Annotated in this window: 20 protein-coding genes; 9 read left to right on the top strand and 11 right to left on the bottom strand. The window is 67.8% G+C overall.

The window, feature by feature from the left end; translation table 11 throughout:
- Positions 1-25: 25 nt before the first annotated feature.
- Positions 26-1513, top strand: a complete 1488-nt coding sequence (locus ACT009_RS05345; protein WP_445193318.1) for a replicative DNA helicase — start codon at positions 26-28, stop codon at positions 1511-1513.
- 204 nt (positions 1514-1717) lie between these two features.
- Here ACT009_RS05345 and ACT009_RS05340 read toward each other — a convergent pair whose 3' ends face one another.
- Entirely contained in the window at positions 1718-2824 is a 1107-nt protein-coding gene (locus ACT009_RS05340; protein WP_445193317.1) for a helix-turn-helix transcriptional regulator, read from the bottom strand.
- Between the two features lie 159 nt (positions 2825-2983).
- Here ACT009_RS05340 and ACT009_RS05335 point away from each other — a divergent pair, with 159 nt between their 5' ends.
- Positions 2984-3679, top strand: coding sequence for a hypothetical protein (locus ACT009_RS05335; RefSeq protein ID WP_445193316.1), 696 nt, complete (start codon positions 2984-2986; stop codon positions 3677-3679).
- Positions 3680-3873: 194 nt separating this feature from the next.
- Here ACT009_RS05335 and ACT009_RS05330 read toward each other — a convergent pair whose 3' ends face one another.
- The 8 genes from ACT009_RS05330 to ACT009_RS05295 form a co-directional block, all read right to left on the bottom strand.
- Positions 3874-4632 carry a phosphoadenylyl-sulfate reductase gene (locus ACT009_RS05330; RefSeq protein ID WP_445193315.1) on the bottom strand — a complete coding sequence of 253 codons (759 nt, stop codon included), beginning with the start codon at positions 4630-4632 and terminating at the stop codon, positions 3874-3876.
- Positions 4625-5074, bottom strand: coding sequence for a DUF934 domain-containing protein (locus tag ACT009_RS05325; RefSeq protein WP_445193314.1), 450 nt, complete (start codon positions 5072-5074; stop codon positions 4625-4627). The genes ACT009_RS05330 and ACT009_RS05325 overlap by 8 nt, the downstream gene beginning before the upstream one ends.
- Positions 5067-6713: a nitrite/sulfite reductase gene (locus ACT009_RS05320; protein WP_445193313.1), complete on the bottom strand. Its 1647-nt coding sequence runs from the start codon at positions 6711-6713 to the stop codon at positions 5067-5069. The genes ACT009_RS05325 and ACT009_RS05320 overlap by 8 nt, the downstream gene beginning before the upstream one ends.
- A gap of 168 nt (positions 6714-6881) precedes the next feature.
- Positions 6882-7178: a DUF2849 domain-containing protein gene (locus tag ACT009_RS05315; RefSeq protein WP_445193312.1), complete on the bottom strand. Its 297-nt coding sequence runs from the start codon at positions 7176-7178 to the stop codon at positions 6882-6884.
- Entirely contained in the window at positions 7175-7966 is a 792-nt protein-coding gene (gene cobA, locus ACT009_RS05310; protein ID WP_445193311.1) for a uroporphyrinogen-III C-methyltransferase, read from the bottom strand. The genes ACT009_RS05315 and cobA overlap by 4 nt, the downstream gene beginning before the upstream one ends.
- Positions 7967-8046: 80 nt before the next feature.
- Positions 8047-8985: a DUF808 domain-containing protein gene (locus ACT009_RS05305; RefSeq protein ID WP_445193310.1), complete on the bottom strand. Its 939-nt coding sequence runs from the start codon at positions 8983-8985 to the stop codon at positions 8047-8049.
- A 185-nt stretch (positions 8986-9170) separates the two neighbouring features.
- On the bottom strand, positions 9171-10583 hold the full coding sequence (gene astD, locus ACT009_RS05300; protein ID WP_445193309.1) for a succinylglutamate-semialdehyde dehydrogenase: 1413 nt from the start codon (positions 10581-10583) through the stop codon (positions 9171-9173).
- Between the two features lie 42 nt (positions 10584-10625).
- On the bottom strand, positions 10626-11984 hold the full coding sequence (locus ACT009_RS05295) for a protein adenylyltransferase SelO family protein (protein WP_445193308.1): 1359 nt from the start codon (positions 11982-11984) through the stop codon (positions 10626-10628).
- 37 nt (positions 11985-12021) lie between these two features.
- Between ACT009_RS05295 and ACT009_RS05290 the strand changes: the two genes are divergently transcribed.
- From ACT009_RS05290 to ACT009_RS05280, 3 genes are all read left to right on the top strand, one after another.
- Positions 12022-12888, top strand: a complete 867-nt coding sequence (locus ACT009_RS05290) for an alpha/beta fold hydrolase (RefSeq protein ID WP_445193307.1) — start codon at positions 12022-12024, stop codon at positions 12886-12888.
- Positions 12885-14018: a glycosyltransferase family 4 protein gene (locus ACT009_RS05285; protein ID WP_445193306.1), complete on the top strand. Its 1134-nt coding sequence runs from the start codon at positions 12885-12887 to the stop codon at positions 14016-14018. The genes ACT009_RS05290 and ACT009_RS05285 overlap by 4 nt, the downstream gene beginning before the upstream one ends.
- A gap of 74 nt (positions 14019-14092) precedes the next feature.
- On the top strand, positions 14093-15496 hold the full coding sequence (locus ACT009_RS05280) for an NAD(P)H-dependent flavin oxidoreductase (protein WP_445193305.1): 1404 nt from the start codon (positions 14093-14095) through the stop codon (positions 15494-15496).
- Between the two features lie 323 nt (positions 15497-15819).
- Here ACT009_RS05280 and ACT009_RS05275 read toward each other — a convergent pair whose 3' ends face one another.
- Positions 15820-16833, bottom strand: coding sequence for a 2-hydroxyacid dehydrogenase (locus ACT009_RS05275; protein ID WP_445193304.1), 1014 nt, complete (start codon positions 16831-16833; stop codon positions 15820-15822).
- A gap of 96 nt (positions 16834-16929) precedes the next feature.
- Here ACT009_RS05275 and ACT009_RS05270 point away from each other — a divergent pair, with 96 nt between their 5' ends.
- Positions 16930-17415 (top strand): SH3 domain-containing protein, encoded by a 486-nt coding sequence (locus ACT009_RS05270; RefSeq protein WP_445193303.1) that lies wholly within the window; start codon positions 16930-16932, stop codon positions 17413-17415.
- 127 nt (positions 17416-17542) lie between these two features.
- Here ACT009_RS05270 and ACT009_RS05265 read toward each other — a convergent pair whose 3' ends face one another.
- Positions 17543-18730, bottom strand: a complete 1188-nt coding sequence (locus ACT009_RS05265; protein WP_445193302.1) for a thiolase family protein — start codon at positions 18728-18730, stop codon at positions 17543-17545.
- A 106-nt stretch (positions 18731-18836) separates the two neighbouring features.
- On the opposite strand from ACT009_RS05265, the gene ACT009_RS05260 reads away from it, so the two are divergent.
- From ACT009_RS05260 to ACT009_RS05250, 3 genes are read left to right on the top strand one after another with little or no spacing between them, the layout of a single operon-like run.
- Positions 18837-19607 carry a prepilin peptidase gene (locus ACT009_RS05260; protein WP_445193301.1) on the top strand — a complete coding sequence of 257 codons (771 nt, stop codon included), beginning with the start codon at positions 18837-18839 and terminating at the stop codon, positions 19605-19607.
- Between the two features lie 2 nt (positions 19608-19609).
- Positions 19610-20023, top strand: coding sequence for a hypothetical protein (locus ACT009_RS05255; protein WP_445194025.1), 414 nt, complete (start codon positions 19610-19612; stop codon positions 20021-20023).
- On the top strand, positions 20020-21438 hold the full coding sequence (locus ACT009_RS05250) for a coniferyl aldehyde dehydrogenase (RefSeq protein WP_445193300.1): 1419 nt from the start codon (positions 20020-20022) through the stop codon (positions 21436-21438). Before ACT009_RS05255 ends, ACT009_RS05250 begins: the two co-directional genes overlap by 4 nt.
- Positions 21439-21605: the final 167 nt, after the last annotated feature.

The raw sequence follows: 21605 nt of genomic DNA, 5'->3' as shown, positions 1-21605 counted from the left end.
CGCGCCGGGGGCGTATTACGCGGCGATGGCCACACTCGCATTCCCCACGCCAACTCCGGTCGAGCCACAGCAGCTGCCGCGCAACGTCGAGGCGGAGGCGGCGATGCTCGGCGCGATGATGATCGACAACCGGCTGGCGGACGACCTGCTCGACCGGCTCGAACCCACGCATTTCTACGAACCCCTGCACGGGCGGATCTTCGCGGCGATCAAGACGCTGCGGTCGAACGACATGCTGGCGTCCCCGGTAACGCTGCGGCCGATGTTCGAGGCGGACGAGGGCATGCGCGAGCTGGGTGGGCCGGCCTATCTGGCGGGGTTGACCGGCAGCGGCGCGGGGCTGATCGGTGCGCGGCAGTTCGCGCAGCAGATCTACGACCTGGCAATGCTGCGCGCGCTGGTCTCGGTGGGGCGCACGCTGGTCGATCGCGCGATGGACACGTCGGAGGAGGTCAATCCGCGCGGGCAGATCGAGCTGGCGGAGGAGGAGCTGTTCAAGGTCGCCGCGGACGGCGGCGCGGAGAGTAGCGTCAAGACCTTCGCACAGGCGACGACGATGGCGGTCAAGATGGCCGAACGCGCGCTTAATTCGGGCGGCAACCTGTCGGGCGTGACCACGGGGATCGACAGCATCAACGCCAAGATCGGCGGCATGCACCATTCGGATCTGATGATACTCGCGGGCCGCCCGGGGATGGGCAAGACCTCCCTCGCGACGAACATCGCGTTCAATGCGGCGCGGCGCTGGATGCGCGACATGGCGGACGGGATCGCGCCCGCCGATTCGGTCGGCGCCAAGGTCGCGTTCTTCTCGCTCGAAATGTCCGCGGACCAGCTGGCGACCCGCATCCTGGCCGAACAGTCGCGGATCAGTTCGGAAAGCCTGCGCATGGGCAAAATCAGCCGCGCCGAGTTCGGCCAGCTCGCCGCCGCCGCCGCGGAGCTGGAGAACCTGCCGCTGTTCATCGACGATACCGGCGGGCTGACGATCGGCGGCCTTCACACCCGCGTCCGGCGACTGCAGCGGCGCCACAACAACGAGATCGGGCTGGTGGTCGTCGACTACCTCCAGCTGCTGACCGGATCGGGCAAGAACAAGGACGGCAACCGAGTCCAGGAAATCTCCGAGATCAGCCGCGGGCTGAAGACGCTGGCCAAGGACCTCAACGTTCCCGTGCTGGCGCTGTCGCAGCTGTCGCGCGCGGTCGAGAGCCGCGAGGACAAGACGCCGATGCTGTCGGATCTGCGCGAATCGGGATCGATCGAGCAGGACGCGGACATGGTGTGGTTCGTCTACCGCGAGGATTACTACGTCGCCTCGAAGGAACCGAAGCGTCCGGTCGAAGGCGACAGCGCCAAGGTGCACGAGGACCACAACGCCTGGATGGCGGAGATGGAGCGGGTCTACGGCCTCGCCGAGCTGATCGTCGCCAAGCAGCGCCACGGCGCGACCGGCAAGGTACGGATGCGGTTCGACCCGACCTATACGAAGTTCTCGGACCTGGCGGAGTAGGGTGGAGGAATTCACCCGTCATTCTCTTCCGTAAATCATCACGTCACCCCGGACTTGATCCGGGGTCTCGCTGAACCGCACGAACACAGGTCTGTGGTTTCGCTGAAAAGCGGGATCCCGGATCAGGTCCGGGGTGACGGGAAGTCATACATGTTCCGGCCTTCGCGAGAAGTCGCAAGTTCGGTGTCTCGCAGGCGCACGCCCTCACCGATACGGCGCGAGGGCGATCACCAGTTCGGCCTGGCGGCGGGTGCCGGTCTTCTGGAAGATTGATTTGAGCTGACTGCGGATCGTCTCGATGCCGACACCGCGGCGGGTCGCGATGGTGGCGAGGTCGTGGCCAAGGCCGAGCAGCTCGGCGACCGCCGCTTCGGCCGCGGTCATGTCGAACGCCTTGCGCAGCGCGTCGGCGGTGGAGGTCGGTAGTTCGGGGCGCGGGGTGCGGACGGTGAGCAGGACGCGGGCATTGGCGGACCCTTGCTGATCGCGGCGGGGCAGGCGGTGTAGCTCCAGCAGCATCGGGGATCGATCGCGCACGCTGACGACGACGAGCTTGATCGGTACGCCCGGCATCGTTCCGGGGGCGATCGTGCGCCGGAAGGCTGCATCGAGCGCCGCCTCGCATTGCGCGATCATGGCACCGAGCCGGCCGGCGCGCATCGCCAGATGACTACCGCGTCGGAGCAATGCCTCGGCTTGGGCGGAAACGCCGACGATGCCGCGGTCGGGTCCGAGCAGGATCGCGGGTCCGCTCAGCATCTCGACGGTATCGAGCAGGGTGCCCGCCTTGCTACCTTCGAGATGCGTCGAGAGCGATAACGCCGCCGCCAGCGAAGGGGCGAGTGCCTCGACGATACGGCGCTTGAAGGTGTCGGCGGCGCCGGCGCTGGTCGACCAGAGGATGGTGAGCCCACCCATGCCATCCGCGGGCGAGGACGACAGCGGAACAAGCCCCGCGTGCGGCACATCGTGCGGCCTGAACAGCTCTTGATAGATCGGAGAGCGCGCGGCCTCCTGCGGGTCGATGAATTCCTCGTCGACGATGCACCGCATCGCCTGCCCGCTGACGATCGCGCGACTACGTGGATTGACCGCAGGGTCGTAGCCGCGCCAGGCCATATAGTCGTCGCTGGTGTCGAGCGCGTGCTGGGTGAAGACGTTCAGCAACAAATTGCCATGGCCGTCGACCATCGCGAGCTGGCCCATTTTGGCGCCTAGCATCTCGGTCAGCTCGGTGAGCGGCGCCATCCACGGCTCGCGGCCCACCGCAGCCGAGCGGAATCGCTCCTCCAGCCTGGCCATGTCGTGCATCGTTGTCCCCCGTCGCCCCGCACCAGTTCGTTACCGAAACGAACCATCTGCGCAAGCGTCACCCGAACGGGTGATGAAGCCCCGCACCCCCGTGGTTAGGGAGCACGGCGTCGCGACGGGGCGGGGAAGGTCCGCGGTCGCATCAACAGGGAGGGTATAATGAAGACGATCGGATGGTTCATCACCGCGGGGGCGGCGGCGCTGTCGGGCCAGGTGGCGGCGCAGGATGCGCCGGCGACGGCGAGCGGGCGTGGCGTGGTCTCGGCCGCGGTGACGGCCGGTACGCTCGGCATCGGGCCGGACGTCGGGTTCCGGTTCTCCGACCATGTCGGCGTGCGGGGCAGCGCAACGTTCCTCGGGGTGTCGAGCGACTTCGATTCGGACGACATCACCTATCGCGGCAAGCTGAAGCTGAAATCGTTCGGGGCGATGGTCGACGTGTTTCCGTTCGGCGGCGCATTCCGCATCTCGGGCGGCGCGCGAATCAACCGCAACCGCGTCAACGTATCGGCGACGCCGAGTGCGGACAGCACCGGCACCGTGACGGTCGGCGACGAGGAGTTCACCGCAGCGCAGGTCGGCACGCTGACCGGCCGCGCGACCGTGAAGAAATTCGCGCCTGCGCTGACGCTGGGCTGGGCGGGCAAGAACCGGCCCGGCTTCTTCTTCATGGCGGAGGGCGGCGTGCTGTTTCAGGGCGCAGCGCGCCTGCGCGATTTTCGCGCCAGCGGATCGGCCTCGACCAGCGCGCAGTTCAACGCGGCGCTGGAACGCGAACGCCGCGACCTGCAGGACGATGTCGACAAGGTGAAGGTCTATCCGATCCTGCAGATCGGCATCGGCTACCGGTTCTGATCGGCGGTCCGGCGCCTCCGGGAAGGCGCCGGACATCCTAGAGGAGTTCGTGATCTGACCTACTCATCCCTCCCCTTCAGGGGAGGGGCCCGGGGTGGGGTCTCTCCACGAGCGACTGCGTCCGAGGAGAGGCCCCACCCGCAACCCCTCCCCTAAAGGGGAGGGGCTTGATGACCGTAGCATCACGAACCGGGCTAGAAGATCGGGTCCTCGCCGGGTTCGGTCGGCTGGTGGATGCCGCATTCGACCTTGTCCCAGCCGCGCCAGCGACCGGCTCGCGGGTCTTCGCCCGGTTGGACGCGCGAGGTGCAGGGGGCGCAGCCGATCGACGGGTAGCCGGCCGCCTCCAGCGGGTGACGCGGCAGTTCGTGCGCGGTGAAGTATGCGTCGAGCCGGCTCTTGGTCCAATCCGCGAGCGGGTTGATCTTGAGCCGGCCCTCGTCGACCTCGAACCGCGGCAGCGCGAGGCGGGTGCCCGACTGGAAGCCCTTCCGGCCCGAGATCCACGCATCGAAGGGTGCCAGGGCGCGGCGCAGCGGCTCGACCTTGCGCAGGTCGCAGCAGCCGTCGGGATCGTAGGACCAGCGCAAGCCGGTCGCGTCCTTCGCCGCGAGCAGCCGCGGATCGGGGCGGAACACCCGCAGATCGGTGAGCCCCAGCCGCTCGGAAAGCTCGTCGCGATAGGCGAGCGTCTCGCCGAACATCTTCTGGGTATTGGTGAAGATCACCGGCACGTCGCGATCGATCGTCGCCACCATGTGCAGCAACACCGCGGATTCGGCACCGTAGGACGACACGGCCGCCGTGCGCCCGGCGAGTTCGCCGGTGAGCAGCAGGCGTAGCAAGGCCGGCGCCTCGACCCCGGCGTAGCGCGCTTCGAACGCCGTCGCATCGGCCGCGGTGAAGGCCGGCGCGACGTCGATCAGGTCGAGCTGGCGCGCGGCTTCACCCATGCCGCAGCTTCCACACCGGCACCGCGGTGTCGGCGGCAGGCTGATAATCATGATCGTAGCGATCGAGGCTGCGCTGGAGCACCGCGGGATCGATCGGCGCTTCGGGCGCGAAGCTGTCGAAGCCGCAACGGCGCATCAGCGGAACCTGATCGACCATTACGTCGCCCGCGGCGCGTAATTCGCCGGCATAGCCTGCCTCGCGCAGCACCCGCGCCGCCGAATAGCCGCGGCCGTCGCGGAAGGAGGGAAAGCTGACCTCGACGAGCCCGAGCTGACCGAGATGCGGCAGCAGCGCGCGCGCATCGTCGCCGGCCTCCAGCCGGACCGCGGTGGCGTTGGTCTGGCCTTCGAGGAACGCGTCGAGCGTCACCGCCGGTTCGTCATGAACCTCGTCGTCGCGGAAGCGGAGCAGCGCATCGGTGTTGCCGGCGAGATCAGCCATAGATCGCTTCCTTGAAGGCTTCCATGCCGACCCGGCGATAGGTGTCGAGGAAGCGCTCGCCCTCTTCGCGGACGACCAGATATTTGTCCGTGACCCGCTCGATCGCGTCGACGATGCCGTCTTCGGAAAAGCCGGGGCCGGTGATCTTGCCGAGGCTGACGTCCTCCGCACCAGACCCGCCGAGCAGCAGCTGGTAATTTTCGGTGCCCTTCTTGTCGACGCCGAGGATGCCGATGTGGCCCGCATGATGGTGCCCGCAGGCGTTGATGCAACCGCTGATCTTGAGCTTCAGTTCGCCCAGTTCGCGCTGCCGGCCGAGGTCGGCGAAGCGGGTCGCGATCTTCTGCGCGACCGGGATCGATCGGGCATTGGCGAGGCTGCAATAATCGAGGCCGGGGCAGGCGATGATGTCGCTGATCAGGTCGAGATTGGCCTCTGCCAGCCCGGCCTCGGCGAGCGCCTGCCACACCGCGTAGAGATCGGCCTTGCGCACGTGCGGCAGGACGATGTTCTGCGCATGGGTGACGCGGAGCTCGTCATGGCCGAAGCGCTCGGCGAGATCGGCCATGACGTCGATCTGGTCCGCCGACGCGTCACCGGGGATCTGGCCGATCGGCTTGAGGCTGATGTTGACGATCGCGTGGCCGACGCGCTTGTGCGGCTTGACGTTCTGGTCGACCCAGATCGCGAAATCGGGATCGCTGCGATCGATCGCGTCGGGCGCGTCGACGTCAAAATCGGGTTCGCCGAAGAAGGCGGTGATCCGCGCGAGTTCGGCGGCGGGCGGATTGATGCCGAGCGCCTTCACCGCGACGAATTCCTCCTCGACCTGCCGGGCATATTCGGCCGCGCCGAGTTCGTGGATCAGGATCTTGATCCGCGCCTTGTAGATGTTGTCGCGGCGCCCATAGCGATTGTAGACCCGCAGCGCCGCCTCGAGATAGCTCATCAGATCGTCTGCGACCACGAAGTCCTTGATCTCGGGCCCGATCATCGGCGTGCGGCCCATGCCGCCGCCGACGAAGATCTTGGCGCCAAGAACCAATTTTCCGGTTCCGTCGGCACGCTCCACCAGCTGGATGCCGATGTCGTGCAGCCGCATCGCCGCGCGGTCTTCGTCGGCGGCGATCACCGCGATCTTGAACTTGCGCGGGAGGTAGCTGAATTCAGGGTGGAAGGTGCTCCACTGCCGGATCAGCTCGGCCCAAGGGCGCGGGTCGGCGACCTCGTCCGCGGCGGCGCCGGCGAACTGGTCCGAACTGATGTTGCGGATGCAATTGCCGCTGGTCTGGATCGCATGCATTTCGACCGTGGCGAGATCGGCGAGGATGTCGGGTGCGTCCTCCAGCTTGATCCAATTATACTGGATGTTCTGGCGGGTGGTGAAATGCCCGTAGCCGCGATCATATTTGCGCGCGATGTGGCCGAGCATCCGCATCTGCCGCCCGTCGAGCGTGCCGTACGGCACCGCGACGCGCAGCATGTAGGCGTGGAGCTGGAGGTAGAGGCCGTTCATCAGCCGCAGCGGCTTGAACTGGTCCTCGGTGATCTGCCCGGCGAGGCGACGCTTCACCTGATCGCGAAATTCATCGACGCGGGCATCGACGATCGCCTGGTCGTAGCTGTCGTATTTATACATGGGCGGGGCCTTGCGATTTAGTCGATCTAGATCCTCTCCGGTACGGGGAGGGGGACCAGCGTAGCTGGTGGAGGGGGCTCTCCACAGGCCATACCTCTCGGGGGAGCCCCCCTCTACCAGCCTTCGGCCGGTCCCCCTCCCCGTGCCGGGGAGGATTTGCCGTTGCCGTCATATCACCCAGCTCCCCGCCGCCGGATCGGTCGGCTTCAGCGTCAGGTCGGGGCGTACCGTGGGTCCGAGCGCGCGGATGCGGTCCTTGATGTGCGCGGGGCGGGGGCCGTCAGCGGTTAGCGTCGCGTCGATCACATAGGGGCCGTTGACGCGGCGGGCGCCTTCCTCGGCCCGGGCGATCGCCTCGCCCTGGTCGGACACGTCCGTCGCATCCTCGACGTGGCGCGACCAGCCGCTGCCGGTCCACCAGATCACATCGCCGGTTGGCAGGTCGTTCCCGGTCAGCAGCTTCATGCGCCCATGCTCTCCGATACGCGCGCCCAGCGCGCCAGCTTGTCCTCGGCGTCCGACAGCTCGACGACCTCACCAACGACGATGATCGCGGGGCTCTGCACGCCCTCGCGCGTCACCATCGGGCCAAGATCGGCGAGCAGCGTCCGCATCGCGCGGTGATCCGCCAGCGTGCCCTTTTCAAGCACCGCGACCGGCATGTCGGGTGCAACGCCGTCCGCCATCAGCTTGTCGGCGATGTCGCCTGCCGTGGCGACGCCCATGTAGATGACGAGCGTTCTGCCCTGGCCCGCGAGCCCCGCCCAATCCTGATCGCTCAGCCCCTTGCACTGACCCGCGACGAAGCTGACCGCGCTCGAATGGTCGCGGTGGGTGAGCGGCAGCATCGCCTCCGCCGCACAGCCGAGCGCGGCCGACACGCCAGGGATGACCTCGACCGGCAGGCCGGCGGCGCGCACCGCCTCGACCTCTTCGCCACCGCGACCGAAGATGAACGGGTCGCCGCCCTTCAGCCGCACCACGATCGCGCCGGTCTTCACGTGCGCGACGATCAGTGCGTTGATTGCGTCCTGCGACAGGGTGTGGCGCGCGCGTTGCTTGGCAACCGAGATCCGCTGCGCGTCGGCAGGCGCGAGATCGAGCACGCGCGGGTCGATCAGGCCGTCATGGACGACGACGTCGGCGGTCTCGAGCGCCTTCACCGCGCGAATGGTGAGCAGACCGGGATCGCCCGGCCCCGCACCGACGAGGATGACGCGCCCGCGGGCGGTTGGGTCGAGGAGACTAGCCATGCCCCGCGAGATGGGCGCTGGTGGCGGTAAGCGCAAAGCAGCGATGCTTGGCGCGCGGGTAGGAGAGGTTTGGCGCCGCCTCAATGCGATGCGCGGGCCTTCCCGATCGCATGCACGACGAAGGCGATGATGCCGCCGACGATCAGGCCGACGATCCCGGACCCGATCGCGGTCACCACCCAGCTCGCGATCCCCGCGATTGCGCCGAGCGAATGGCCGACCGCCTCGGCGGCGTGGTGCAGCGTCTCCGCGGGCGCCGCGAGCCCGAGCGTCTCCGCGCCGTGCAGCAGGATGCCGCCGCCGACCCAGATCATCGCCGCGGTGCCGATCACCGATAGCGCGCTCATGATCACGGGGACACCCTTCACCAGCCCGCGCCCGATCGCGCGCAATGCCGGCGACTGCCGACCGGCGAGGTGGACGCCGACATCGTCCGCCTTCACGATCAGCGCGACGACGCCGTAAACGCCCGCGGTGATCACCACCGCGACGACCGCGAGGACGATGCCCTGGGTTACGATCGGCGAGGTCGCGACCTCCGCCAGCGCGATCGCCATGATCTCCGCCGACAGGATGAAATCGGTCCGCACCGCGCCCGAGACCTTCTGCTTCTCCAGTTCCTCGGGCGTGCCCGCGACCTCGTCGTCGTCGGCATGGCCGTGGCCGGTGATCGCCTCGATCACCTTCTCGGCGCCTTCGAAACACAGATACGCGCCGCCGATCATCAGCAGCGGGGTGATCGCCCAGGGTGCCAGCGCGCTGAGCGCCAGCGACACCGGGAGCAGGATCAGCAGCTTGTTGCGCAGCGATCCGAGCGCGATCTTGCCGATGATCGGCAACTCGCGCTGCGGGCTGAGCCCGACGACGTAGCGCGGGGTGACCGCGGTATCGTCGACCACCACCCCCGCGGCCTTGGTGCCCGCCTTGGTCGCCGCGGCGCCGACGTCGTCGAGCGAAGCGGCGGCGAGCCGGGTCAGGCCGGCGATGTCGTCGAGCAGTGCGACCAATCCGGAGGGCATGGTGGTTCCTTAGTCAAGCGGTGGTCGCTGATCCCACCTTCCGTTCGTCTCGAGCAGGGATCTAGCGAAGTCGAGAGCCTGTATCGAGAGACTGGGCCTGAGGAGGGGACCTCTCGATACGCCGTCTCGACAAGCTCGACAGCTACTCGAGGCTAATGGAATGGGGTGAGGGTAGCATCAGAGTCTCAAGCATCCCGCAGCCCCACGCCGAGCGACGCCCGCGCGCTTTCGGCTTCGTTGCTGACGACCGGATAGGCGCAGTAATCGGCCGCGTAGAACGCGCTGGGGCGGTGGTTGCCGGACCAGCCGACGCCGCCGAACGGCGCCGACGACGAGGCGCCGTTGGTGGGCTTGTTCCAGTTGACGATGCCGGCGCGGACGCCCGACCAGAAGCGGTCGTAGAGCGCTGGGGTCTGGCTGATCAGCGAGGCGGAAAGGCCGTAGCGGGTGTTGTTCGCCTCCGCGATCGCGGCGTCGAAATCGTCGGCGCGGATCACCTGGAGGATCGGGCCGAACAATTCGATGTCGGGCCGGTCGGTGACCGCGGTGACGTCGATGATCGCAGGCACCAGGAACGGCTTGTCCTCGATCGTGCGTTCGAGATGGCGGATCGGGCGGCCGCCGCGCATCAGCAGCGCCAGGAAGCTTTCGGTCAGCTGGTCGGCGACGTCGTTGTCGATCACCGGGCCCATGAACGGCGCGGGATCGTCATGCGGGCTGCCGACGATCAGCCGCCCGACCATCGTGTTGATGGTGTCGATCAGCGGATCGTAGAGCTTGTCGTCGACGATCAGCCGACGCGCGGCGGTGCAGCGCTGTCCCGCGGTGGTGAAGGCGGACTGGATCACCAGCACCGCCGCGGTGTGCAGGTCGGGAGTGTCCCAGACGATGATCGGGTTGTTGCCGCCCATTTCGAGCGCGAGGATCTTCTCGGGCTTGTTGGCGAAGGCGCGGTTGAGCGCCAAACCGGTCCGCGCCGATCCGGTGAAGAGCAGGCCGTCGATCTCGGCGTGATCGGCCAGCGCCTTGCCCTCCGCGGGGCCGCCGATCAGCAGCCGGATGCAGGCGTCGGGCACGCCGGCAGCCCGGTAGCAATCGACCAGGAAGGCACCGACCGCCGGGGTCTTCTCCGACGGCTTGAACACCACCGCATTGCCCGCGAGCAGCGCCGGGACGATGTGGCCGTTGGGCAGATGCGCAGGGAAATTATAGGGGCCGAGCACCGCGAGCACGCCGTGTGGCTTGTGGCGCAGCGCCATGCGACTGCCCATCGGCGCGTCGAGCCGGCGCTGGCTGGTGCGTTCCGCATAGGCGGCGACCGAGATGTCGACCTTGGCGATCACGCTTTCGACCTCGGTGCGCGATTCCCACAAGGGCTTGCCGGTTTCGCGCGCGAGCAGATCGGCGAAGGCGTCGGCGCGCTGGCGGACGACGTTGCCGAAGCGGCGCATCGTCTCGATCCGGACGGTCAGCGGCAAGGCGGCCCAGCTCGCCCAGCCCGATCGCGCGGCGGCAACCTCGGTATCGGCATCGCCGATGTCGCCGCTCCACAACAGGGTGCCGGTCGCGGGTTCGTAGGAATGGAGCTGGTCAGCCATGCGCGCCTCTATCGACGCTCGATCGGTCCGCTGCAAGGCGGGTCACGCGAGCGCTTCGCCCATCGCGCGGATCGCCGTCACCTTGGCGTCGAGCGCGGACCAGTCGTCGGCCTCGGCGATCCGTGCCCAGATCGCCTCGACCTCGTCGATCAGCATCGAACAGGGCGCGCCGAACCAATAGGGGTGGGCGCGATCCTTCCGCGCGCTGCGGCCGTCCAGCATACCGCGGACCTCGGCCCACTCCTCGCCATAGCCGTCGGGCAGATCCCCGCCGAATGCGTCGAAGAAGAAGCGGTCGATCGGCACGGCGGTGTCGCGCAGCGATCGTTCGACGGCCTTGACCAGGAGGCGATCGGCGTCGGCTTCGCCTGGGCTCACGCCGAGCCGCCACAGGATCGCCTCCGCCACCGCCTCGCCGTAACGCGGCGCGAACCGGTCGAGCGCGGCGATCAGCGGTTCGGTGTCGACCAGCTGCCGCAGCGACACCGCGAGCTGCATCACGTCCCAGTGGATCGCCTCGGGCTGGCGAGCGAAGGCGTAGAGGCCCTGATAGTCGAAATAGGCCGCGGTGAAACCCGGGTCCCAGGTCGGCGCGAACCGCCAGGGGCCATAGTCGAAACTCTCGCCGGTCACGTTGATGTTGTCGGAATTGAGCACACCGTGGACGAAGCCCGCCGCCATGTACCGCGCTGCCAGGGTAGCGGTGCGCGCCACGACGAGGTCGAGCAGCCGGACGGGATCGTCGCTGTCCTCGCCATAGAGGTTGCGCAACACGTAACCGACCAGCCGCCGCAACGCCGCCTCGTCCTGCTCGTAGGCGAGCCGCTGGAACGTGCCGATGCGGACATGGCCAAGGCTGAGCCGTACCAGCACCGCCGACCGCGTGGGGGAGGGTTCGTCGCCGCGTGCCAGCTGCTCGCCGGTCTCGATCAGCGACAGCGTGCGCGACGTCGGCACGTTCAGCGCCTGAAGCATCTCGGTCGCGAGGATCTCGCGCACGCCGCCCTTCAGCGTCAGTCGGCCGTCGCCGGAGCGGCTATGGGGGGTGGTGCCCGATCCCTTGGTGCCGAGATCCATCAGCCGACCTTGCGCATCGTGCATCTGCGCGAAGGTGAAGCCGCGGCCGTCGCCGATGTCGGGATTGTACGAGCGGAACTGGTGCCCGTGGTAACGCAGCGCGAGGGGCGACGGCAGCGTGTCCGGCAGCGGATCGAAGCGGCCGAAATGCCGGATCCACTCCGCGTTGGTCAGCGGATCGAGGCCGATCTCGGCAGCGGCGCGCTGGTTGCGGAAGCGCAGCCGCGTCTCCGGGAAGTCGGCGGCGGCAACGGCGTCGAAGAAGCCGTCGCCAAGGGTCAGAAGGGCGGTGGCCGGCCGATATGCTTGCGGGTCGAAGGGCATATCGCGATATGGAGGCCGCCAACCCGAGGACGCAACCATGCCCGCGTATGAAAATCGCTACTGGTGGTCCAACGACGGGCTGCGGCTCCACTATCGCGACTATGCCGGACCCGATGATCGGCCACCGATCCTGTGCCTGCCAGGGCTGACCCGCAACGCGCGCGATTTCGAGGGGCTCGCGGGTCGGCTCGCTGGGCAATGGCGGGTGATCGCGGTCGATTTCCGCGGCCGGGGCGAGAGCGCCTACGCCAAGGATCCGATGTCCTATGTGCCGCTCACCTATGTCCAAGACGTCGAGGCGCTGCTCGGCGAATTAGCGATCGACCGCTATATCGCGATCGGCACCTCGCTCGGCGGGATCGTCACGATGCTGCTCGCGGGCACAGCGCGGGCGCGGCTGGCGGGGGCGCTGCTCAACGACATCGGCCCGGAGATCGATCCGCGCGGGCTGTCGCGGATCCGCGGCTATGTCGGCAAGGGTGGGTCGTTCCCGACCTGGATGCATGCGGCGCGCGCGGTGGCGGAGGTCAATGCCGCGACGCATAGCGACTGCGCGATCGAGGATTGGCTGGCGATGGCCAAACGGCTCTATCGCCTGAACAGCGCCGGGCGGATCGTGCTCGACTACGACATGAAGATCGCCGAGCCGTTCCGCGTGGCGGGCAACGAGGCGGGACCCGACATGTGGCGGGCGCTGGCAAGCCTAGGCGGCGTGCCGACCTTGGTGGTGCGCGGCGAGAAGTCCGACCTGCTGTCGATGGCGACCGCGGAGCGGATGGTCGCGACCCTGGATGACGCGCGGCTGGTGAGCGTGCCGGGGGTCGGCCATGCGCCGCTGCTGACCGAGTCCGTGTTGGTCGCGCCGATCGACGACCTGCTGGCACGGGCCATGGCGACGGCATGAACCCGGTCCATATCCTTCACCTGCATTCGAGCTTCGACCTCGGCGGCAAGGAAGCGCGCGCGGTGCGGCTGATGAACGCGTTCGGCGACCGCGCACGCCACACCATCGTGTCGGGCGTGCCGGATGCGCTGTCGGCGCGGCAGTCGATCGCCAAGGGAATCAAGTACGAGATCGCCCAGGACCCGCCCGCGCTCACCGGGCGACCATCGGTGGCGCGGTACGAGGCGATCGCACGATTCATGCGCCGCTTCGATCTGGTGCTGACCTACAATTGGGGCGCGATCGACGGGGCCATGGCGAAGCGCGTCTTCGCCAAGGGGGCACCGCCACTTGTGCACCACGAGGACGGCTTCAACGCCGATGAGGCCGCGGGGCTGAAGATCGAGCGTAACGTCTATCGCCGCATCGCGTTGGGCGCAGCGGAGGCGCTGGTGGTGCCGTCCGACCTGCTCGAATGGATCGCGCGGAACCGCTGGAAACAGCCCGAGGCACGGATCCACCGCATCGCCAACGGCATCGACACCGCCCGCTATGCGGCGAAGCCCGATCCGCGCGCGATCCCGGGCTTCGTCCGGAACGAGAAGGAGGTCGTGATCGGCGCGCTCGCCGGCCTTCGCGAAGTGAAGGACCTGCCGATGCTGGTGCGCGCCGCAGGCGGGCTCGCGGGGCGGTTCCGGCTCGTGATCGTGGGAGAGGGGCCCGAGCGCGAGGCGATCCTGCGCGCGGCGTCGGCAATGGGGATCGCGGACCGGGTGGTGCTGCCGGGATTTCTGCCCCGGCCGGACCGGTTCGTCGGGCTATTCGACATCGTCGCGCTGTCGTCGAAGAGCGAGCAGTTCCCGATCTGCGTGGTCGAGGCGATGGCCGCGGGCGTACCGATCGCGAGCACCCCGGTAGGCGACGTCGCCAAGATGGTCGCACCCGAAAACGCGCCCTATATCGCCGAGCACCAGGGCGAGATCTGGCTGCGCGACGCGATTCAGCCGCTGCTCGCCGACGCGGCGCTTCGCCGCAACGTCGGCGCCGCGAACCAGGCGCGGGCGCACGCGATGTTCGACGAAGCGACGATGATCGCACGCTATCGTACCCTGTACGAAACAGCGATGGGCAGGCCCGGCGCATTGACCTGAAGTGGTATTTCCTCGCAACCGGGCGTCCAGGCGTTATAGCGGAGCGTCTTTTCGCTGAAGGGGTATGCGACGCCGTGTTCAAGGGCCTGAAGCCGATCCTGTACAATGGCCAAGAGGTCTGGCCGCTCGTCGAGGGGGGCAAAGGCGTTGCCGCGACCAACCACGCGTCGGCTGGCGCCTGGGCAGCCGCGGGCGGCATCGGCACGGTTTCGGCGGTGAATGCCGACAGCTATGATCCCGAAGGCAAGATCATCCCGCAGGTCTATCGCGCGCTCACCCGCCGCGAACGCCACGAGGAACTGGTCGAATATGCGATCGAGGGCGCGGTGCAGCAGGTCAAGCGCGCGTTCGACATCTCTGGCGGCCGTGGCGCGATCAACATTAACGTGCTGTGGGAGATGGGCGGGGCGCAGCGCGTGCTGCACGGCGTCCTCGAACGCACCCGTGGGATGGTTGCCGGGGTCACCTGCGGGGCGGGCATGCCGTACAAGCTGAGCGAGATCGCCGCTTCGTACAACGTTCATTACCTGCCGATCATCAGCTCGGGCCGCGCCTTTCGCGCACTATGGAAGCGCGCCTATTCGAAGGCCGCCGAATGGCTGGCGGCGGTAGTATATGAGGATCCCTGGCTCGCTGGTGGGCATAATGGCCTGTCCAATGCCGAGGATCCGCTGAAGCCGCAGGATCCGTATCCGCGCGTGAAGGAACTCCGCGACGTCATGCGCGAGGGCGGCATTTCCGACGACGTTCCGATCGTGATGGCGGGCGGCGTCTGGTATCTGCGCGACTGGAACGACTGGATCGACAACCCGGAACTCGGCGCGATCGCATTCCAGTACGGCACCCGCCCGCTGCTGACCCAGGAAAGCCCAATTCCGCAGGGCTGGAAGGACCGGCTGACGACGATCGAGGAGGGCGAGGTGCTGCTGCACAAGTTTTCGCCGACCGGCTTCTATTCTAGCGCCGTGCGCAACCCGTTCCTGCGCAGCCTGGAAGCCCGCTCGATCCGCCAGATCGCGTTCTCGACGCAGGAGGCGGGGGACCATGTCTTCCAGCTCGACGTCGGGGTGAAGGGCAAGAACTTCTGGGTGACGCGCAACGACCTGCTGCTGGCGCGGCAATGGTTCGGCGAGGGGCATACCGACGCGCTGAAGACCCCGGACAATACGCTGGTGTTCGTCAGCCCGCAGGAAAAGGGTATGATCCGCAAGGACCAGGCGGACTGCATGGGCTGCCTGTCGCAATGCTCCTTCTCGAGCTGGGCCGATACCGAGACTAACTCGACCGGTCGCTTGGCGGACCCGCGGTCGTTCTGCATCCAGAAGACGCTGCAGGACATCGCGCATGGCGGCGACATCGATCAGAACCTGATGTTCGCGGGGCACGCGGCGTACAACTTCAAGCGGGATCCGTTCTATTCCAACGGCTTCGTGCCGACGGTCAAGCAGTTGGTCGACCGGATTCTGACGGGGGATTGACGGTCGCCGCGTAGAGGCTCTGGGTTCGGCGCGACAGAAGGATTTAGGTTCGCGCGGAGACGGGGAAAACGCAGAGCTGGTATGCTCGAGGGATCAGCGGAGAACTGCGGACCTGCGGTAATTTCTGGACGGCGAGTCTTCAGTCTGGGGAGCGTCGCCATTACTTACATCCGGCAGCCAGTATCAATTCGCGCTTTCGCGGGGATGACGGGAAGGCAGGGGTTACTCTGCACAGCCAACATCGTCGATGCATCGTCCTCCACTACTCGGCACGCTCTCTGCGTCCTCCGCGACTCTGCGCGAGAAGCACTTCCCTTGGGCCCCTAGACCCAGCCCTCCAGCACCTGGTCGGGAGGGCGGTGACCGTCGGCCCACATGCGGATGTTGAGGATCACCTTCTCGCCCGAAGCGACGCGTCCTTCGTAGGTGGCGGAGCCCATGTGGGGGGTCATCACCACGTTCGGCAGCGCGAGGAGGCGGGGGTCGATCTGCGGTTCGTGGGTCCAGACGTCGAGGCCGGCACCCGCCAGACGCCCGGCTTCGAGCGCGTCGACCAGCGCTTCCTCGTCGACGATGCCGCCGCGGCTAGCGTTGATCAGGTAGACGTGCGGGCGCAGCAGCGCGATGCGGCGGCGATCGATCAGGTTCTCGCTGTCGGCATTGCGAGGCGTGTGGATGGTCAGGATGTCGACCGCGGCGAGCATCTCGTCGAGCGACGCGTGCCAAGTTGCGGCGAGCTGCGCCTCCAGCACCGCGGGCAGACGGTTGCGGTTGTGATAGTGGATCGACAGGCCGAACGCGCGCGCGCGCAGCGCCACCGCCTGACCGATCCGCCCCATGCCGACGATGCCGAGCGCCTTGCCGCCGATGCGGCGGCCGAGCATCCCGCCGGGGCTCCAACCCTTCCATTGCCCCGATCGCACCAGCTGTTCGCCTGCGGCGAGCCGGCGGGGCACCGAGACGATCAGCGCCATCGTCATGTCCGCAGTGTCTTCGGTGAGCACGCCGGGAGTGTTGGTGACGATGATCCCGCGCGCGCGCGCCGCACGCAGATCGATATGGTTCACGCCGGCGCCGAAATTGGCGATCAGCTTCAGCCGCTCGCCCGCCGCCTCGATCAGCGCGGCGTCGATCGTGTCGGTGACGGTCGGCACCAGCACGTCGCAGTCCGCGACCGTAGCGACGAGCTGGTCGCGGGTCATCGCCTCGTCGGTGCGGTTGGTGACGCTGTCGAAGAGTGCGTCGAACCGGTCCATGACGATGTCGGGAAGCTCGCGCGTCACGATCACCCGCGGATGAGGCACTCTGGTGGTGGCAGGGCGGCGGGTGTCGGACATCGTTCGCTGGATTGGCGAAGCCCATCCGGCGCGTCAACGGTGGTTGATGCGCGTCGCGGCTTCGCTACAGGTACGGGATCGTAAAGGACCGGAACCATGCGCCACCTCGCCCTCATCCTCGCCGGAGTCGCGATGCTCGCGCCCGACCTGGCGGCGGCGGCGGACGCGAAGAGGACCCCGCCCTATTACGCCTCGATCGCGGCCGGGCGTGCGCGGATGCGGACCGGCCCCGCGCGCACCTATCCCGCGAGCTGGCTGTACCAGCGCGCCGACCTGCCGGTGAAGGTGATCGCGATCTTCAAGGAATGGCGCCGGGTCGAGGATCCCGACGGCGCCCAGGGCTGGATGCAGGCGAACCTGCTCAGCGAGAACCGCACCGCTATGGTCCGCGGCACCCAGCCGATCGAGATGCGCGAACGACCCCAGGCCAGCGCCCCCCTGCAATGGCGCGCAGGGCCTGGGGTGGTCGGGCGGCTGAGCAAATGCGCCGACGGCTGGTGTCGCTTCGACGTGAAGGGGCAGGCGGGGTTCGTCCAGGTCGCGGGGCTCTGGGGCGTGGACGGCGGCGAGGTGCTGCCCTGAACGATTGCGCCACATACACCCCTTGGATCCCCGCAAAGGCGGGGATCCGGTGCCGTGCTCCCTGCCTTCGCCGGAGCACAAGCTCGGCCATCAGCGTAGGCATCGGTCGCCTGAAGGCCGACCGCCCTTAATTCATCAGCTCCACGGCCATCGCGGTGGCTTCGCCGCCGCCGATGCAGAGCGACGCCAAGCCGCGACGTTGGCCATTGGTTTGGAGCGCCGACAGTAACGTGGCAAGGATCCGCGCGCCGCTGGCCCCGATCGGGTGGCCGAGGGCGCAGGCGCCGCCATTGACGTTCACTTGCGCGTGATCGAGGCCGAGGTCGCGCATCGCGATCATCGCGACTGCGGCGAAAGCTTCGTTGACCTCGAACAGGTCGACATCGTCCTTGCTCCAGCCCGCACGGTCGAGCGCCTTCTTCATCGCGAACACCGGTGCGGTCGTGAACAGGGCGGGAGCGTGGGCGTGGGCGGCGTGACTGACGATGCGCGCGATCGGCGTGAGGCCGAGGCGCTCGGCGACACTGGCGCGGGTCAAGACCAGTGCCGCGGCGCCGTCGGAGATCGATGAGGCGTTGGCGGCGGTAATCGTACCTTCCTTCGAAAAGGCGGGCTTCAGCGTCGGGATCTTGGCGACGTCGCCCTTGGCGGGCTGTTCGTCGAGGATGATCGTGTCGGTGCCCTTGCGGCCCTTCACCTCGACTGCGACGATCTCGCGCTCGAACGCGCCGGACTTCTGCGCACGCTGCGCGCGGGTCAGCGATTCGATCGCGAAATCGTCCATCGCCTGCCGGGTGAACTGATAGTCGAGCGCGGTGTCCTCGGCGAAATTGCCCATCAGGCGCCCGGGTTCATAGGCGTCCTCGAGGCCATCGAGATACATGTGGTCGTACATCGTGTCGTGGCCGATCCGCGCACCGGAGCGGTGCGTTCGCGAAAGGTAGGGCGCGTTGGTCATGCTCTCCATTCCGCCCGCGACGAGCAGGTCGATCGATCCCGCGGCGAGCGCGTCCGCGCCGAGGATCGTGGCCTGCATGCCCGATCCGCACATCTTGTTGACCGTAGTCCCCTCGACATGATCGCCGAGCCCGGCCCCGATCGCGGCCTGACGGGCCGGGGCCTGGCCGAGCCCCGCGGACAATACGCAGCCCATGTAGATCCGCTCGACGTCCGCCGCGGATACCCCGGCGCGCTCGACCGCGCCGCGCACCGCCGCCGCACCGAGTTCGGTCGCGCCGACGCCGGCAAGGCTGCCCTGAAACGATCCCATCGGCGTGCGCGCATAGGACAGGATGACGATCGGATCGGTGGTCATGACAGGCTCCGGCAAGATGATGCAGCCGATCTGGGGTGTTACGCACGAATATGCAAAGCCCGGGTGTTTCGCTTGTGTCGGCGCGTGCGCTCGCTAGGCGTGCGGGATGCAGGGCGAGATGGTGACGGCCGCGATGATCTGGCCCCTAGGGCTCGGCGTGCTCGGGGCGATCGTCGGCAGCTTCGTCGCGGCGCTGGTGATCCGTTGGCCGCAGGACCAATCAGTGATGCACGGCCGATCGGCCTGCGACGCCTGCGGGCGGACGCTGACCGCGCGCGATCTGGTGCCGTTGCTAAGTGCGCTCTGGCTGCGCGGGCGCTGCCGGACCTGCGAGGGGCCGATCGATCCGCTGCACTGGCGGGTCGAAGCGATCGCGGCGTTGATCGGGGTGCTCGCCGGCGTCGCGACTGCATCGCCGCTTGCCGTGGCCGGCGCGATCTTCGGCTGGCTCTTGCTGGCGCTTGCGGCGCTGGATGCGACCGCCCTTTGGCTGCCCGACCGATTGACGATCACGCTGGCGATCGCGGGGGCGGGGACCGGGTTCGCCGGCGTGCCGCCTGCGATCCCGGATCGGCTGATCGGAGGAGCGGCGGGGTTCCTTACGCTCTGGGCGATCGCCGCGGGATATAGGCGCTTGCGTGGCCGCGACGGGATGGGCGGGGGCGATCCCAAGCTGTTCGGCGCGATCGGGCTGTGGCTCGGATGGCGGATGCTGCCGGCGGTGCTGCTGCTGGCGAGTCTCGTCGGGCTGGCCTGGGTGGTGTTCGCGGCGGTGCGGGGGCGGCGGATGGCGCGCGATGCCGCGCTGCCGTTCGGGGCGCTGCTCGCGGTGGCGGCTTACCCGGCGTGGATCGCCATGATAGTGTCGTCATCGTGATCATGACTCTGTTCCTGGCCGCGCAGGCGGCGACCATAGCCGCACCGTCGCCGATGTCGTTGGATGCGATCGGGCAGCAGAAGATGCCGGCGAAAGGCTGCGCGGCGTTCGTCTGGAGCATGGCCGACCGCAAGCTGGTGGCGATGGCGACCGCGGAGCCGGCGCAGATCCGGCTGTCGATCGACGGCCGCACCGTCGATCTCGCGCGCGTCGCCGAGCAGGGCGAGGGCGGGCTCGGGTTCGGCGGCAGCATCGACTATGCGGGGGGAGACGTAACCGTGAATTTCGAGATGAAGATCGTCGCCAGGCGCGATCTGACCAAGGGCGCGCAGGTCACCGATGCGGTGCTGCGGGTCGAACGACGCGGCGGCGACGCGCTGGTGGTACCGGTCGCCGGCCTGATCGGTTGCGCATGACCGCGCTGATCGACACGCTCGCCGCGCAGCGCGCCGCCTTCACCGCCGAGCTGCCGGTGCCGATCGCGACCCGCAAGGACCGGCTGAAGCGCGCCGCAGCGATGATCCGCGACAATGCGGATCGCTTCTGCGATGCGCTGTCGGAAGATTTCGGCCATCGCAGCCGCGAACAGTCGATGCTGACCGACATCGGCGGATCGATCGCGCCGATGGCGCATGCGCTGAAGCAGGTCGATCGTTGGGCGCGGCGCGAGCGGCGGGCGGTGCAGTTTCCGCTCGGGCTGCTCGGCGCACGGGCGTGGGTCGAATATCAGCCGAAGGGGGTGGTCGGCGTGATTGCACCGTGGAACTTTCCGGTCAACCTGGTGATGTCGCCCCTCGCGGGAATCTTCGCGGCGGGTAATCGCGCGATGGTCAAGACCAGCGAGTTCACGCCGGCCACCGCGGCGTTGTTCGAGAAGCTGTGCGGGCGTTATTTCGACGTGACGGAACTCGCCTTCGTCGCGGGTGGGGCGGAGGTGGGTAGGGCGTTTGCGGAGAAGCCGTTCGATCACCTGATCTTCACGGGGGCGACCGGCATCGGGCGCCACATCCTGCATGCCGCGGCGGACAATCTGACGCCGGTCACGCTCGAGCTAGGTGGCAAATCGCCGGTGATCGTCGGCAAGGGCGCCGACATCGCGCGCAGCACGGAGCGGATCGCGATCGGCAAGATGCTCAACGCCGGGCAGATCTGCCTCGCGCCCGATTATCTGCTGGTCGATGCCGCGGACGAGGCGCGGGTGGTGGACGGGCTGAAAACCGCAGCAAGCGCGATGTACCCGACGCTGCTCGCCAATCCGGACTATACCTCGATCATCAACGATCGGCATCACCAGCGGCTCGCCGACTGGCTCGACGATGCGCGTGCGAAGGGTGCGACGGTGGAAACGGTCAACCCGGCGGGCGAGGATTTCGCGGCGTCGAACAGCCGCAAGATGCCGCTCCACATCGTCCGCGACGTCACCGACGACATGACCCTGATGCAGGAGGAGATCTTCGGCCCGATCCTGCCGATCGTCCGCTATGCGGGGATCGACGACGCGATCGCGCAGGTGAACCGGCGCGACCGGCCGCTCGGCCTCTATTATTTCGGACCCGACGAGGGCGAGCGTCGACGCGTGCTCGACCGGACGATCTCGGGCGGAGTGACGATCGACGACGTGGTGATGCACGTGTCGATGGAGGACCTGCCGTTCGGCGGGATCGGGCCGTCGGGGATGGGGTCGTATCACGGGCACGACGGCTTCAAGACCTTCAGCCATGCCAAGGCGGTGCTGAAACAGGCGCGGATCGACGTGGCCAAGCTGGCGGGGTTGAAGCCGCCTTATGGCAAGGCGCTGCGGCGGTCGGTAGCGAAACAGATGAAGATGTGATTGCCTCTGTTGCTACCACCCCGGCGGAGGCCGGGCCCAGTTATGTAGGTAGTGGTAACGAAGCGCAGCGGCCGATTACCTTCGTCTCCCGACTGGGCCCCGGCCTCCGCCGGGGTGGTAGAAGCGCGAATTGGCGCCGATACAAACCCGCTTTACCCACGAAACCA

This window comes from Sphingomonas sp. Tas61C01 (assembly GCF_052567495.1).
This window is presented reverse-complemented; position numbering and strand designations above follow the sequence as displayed.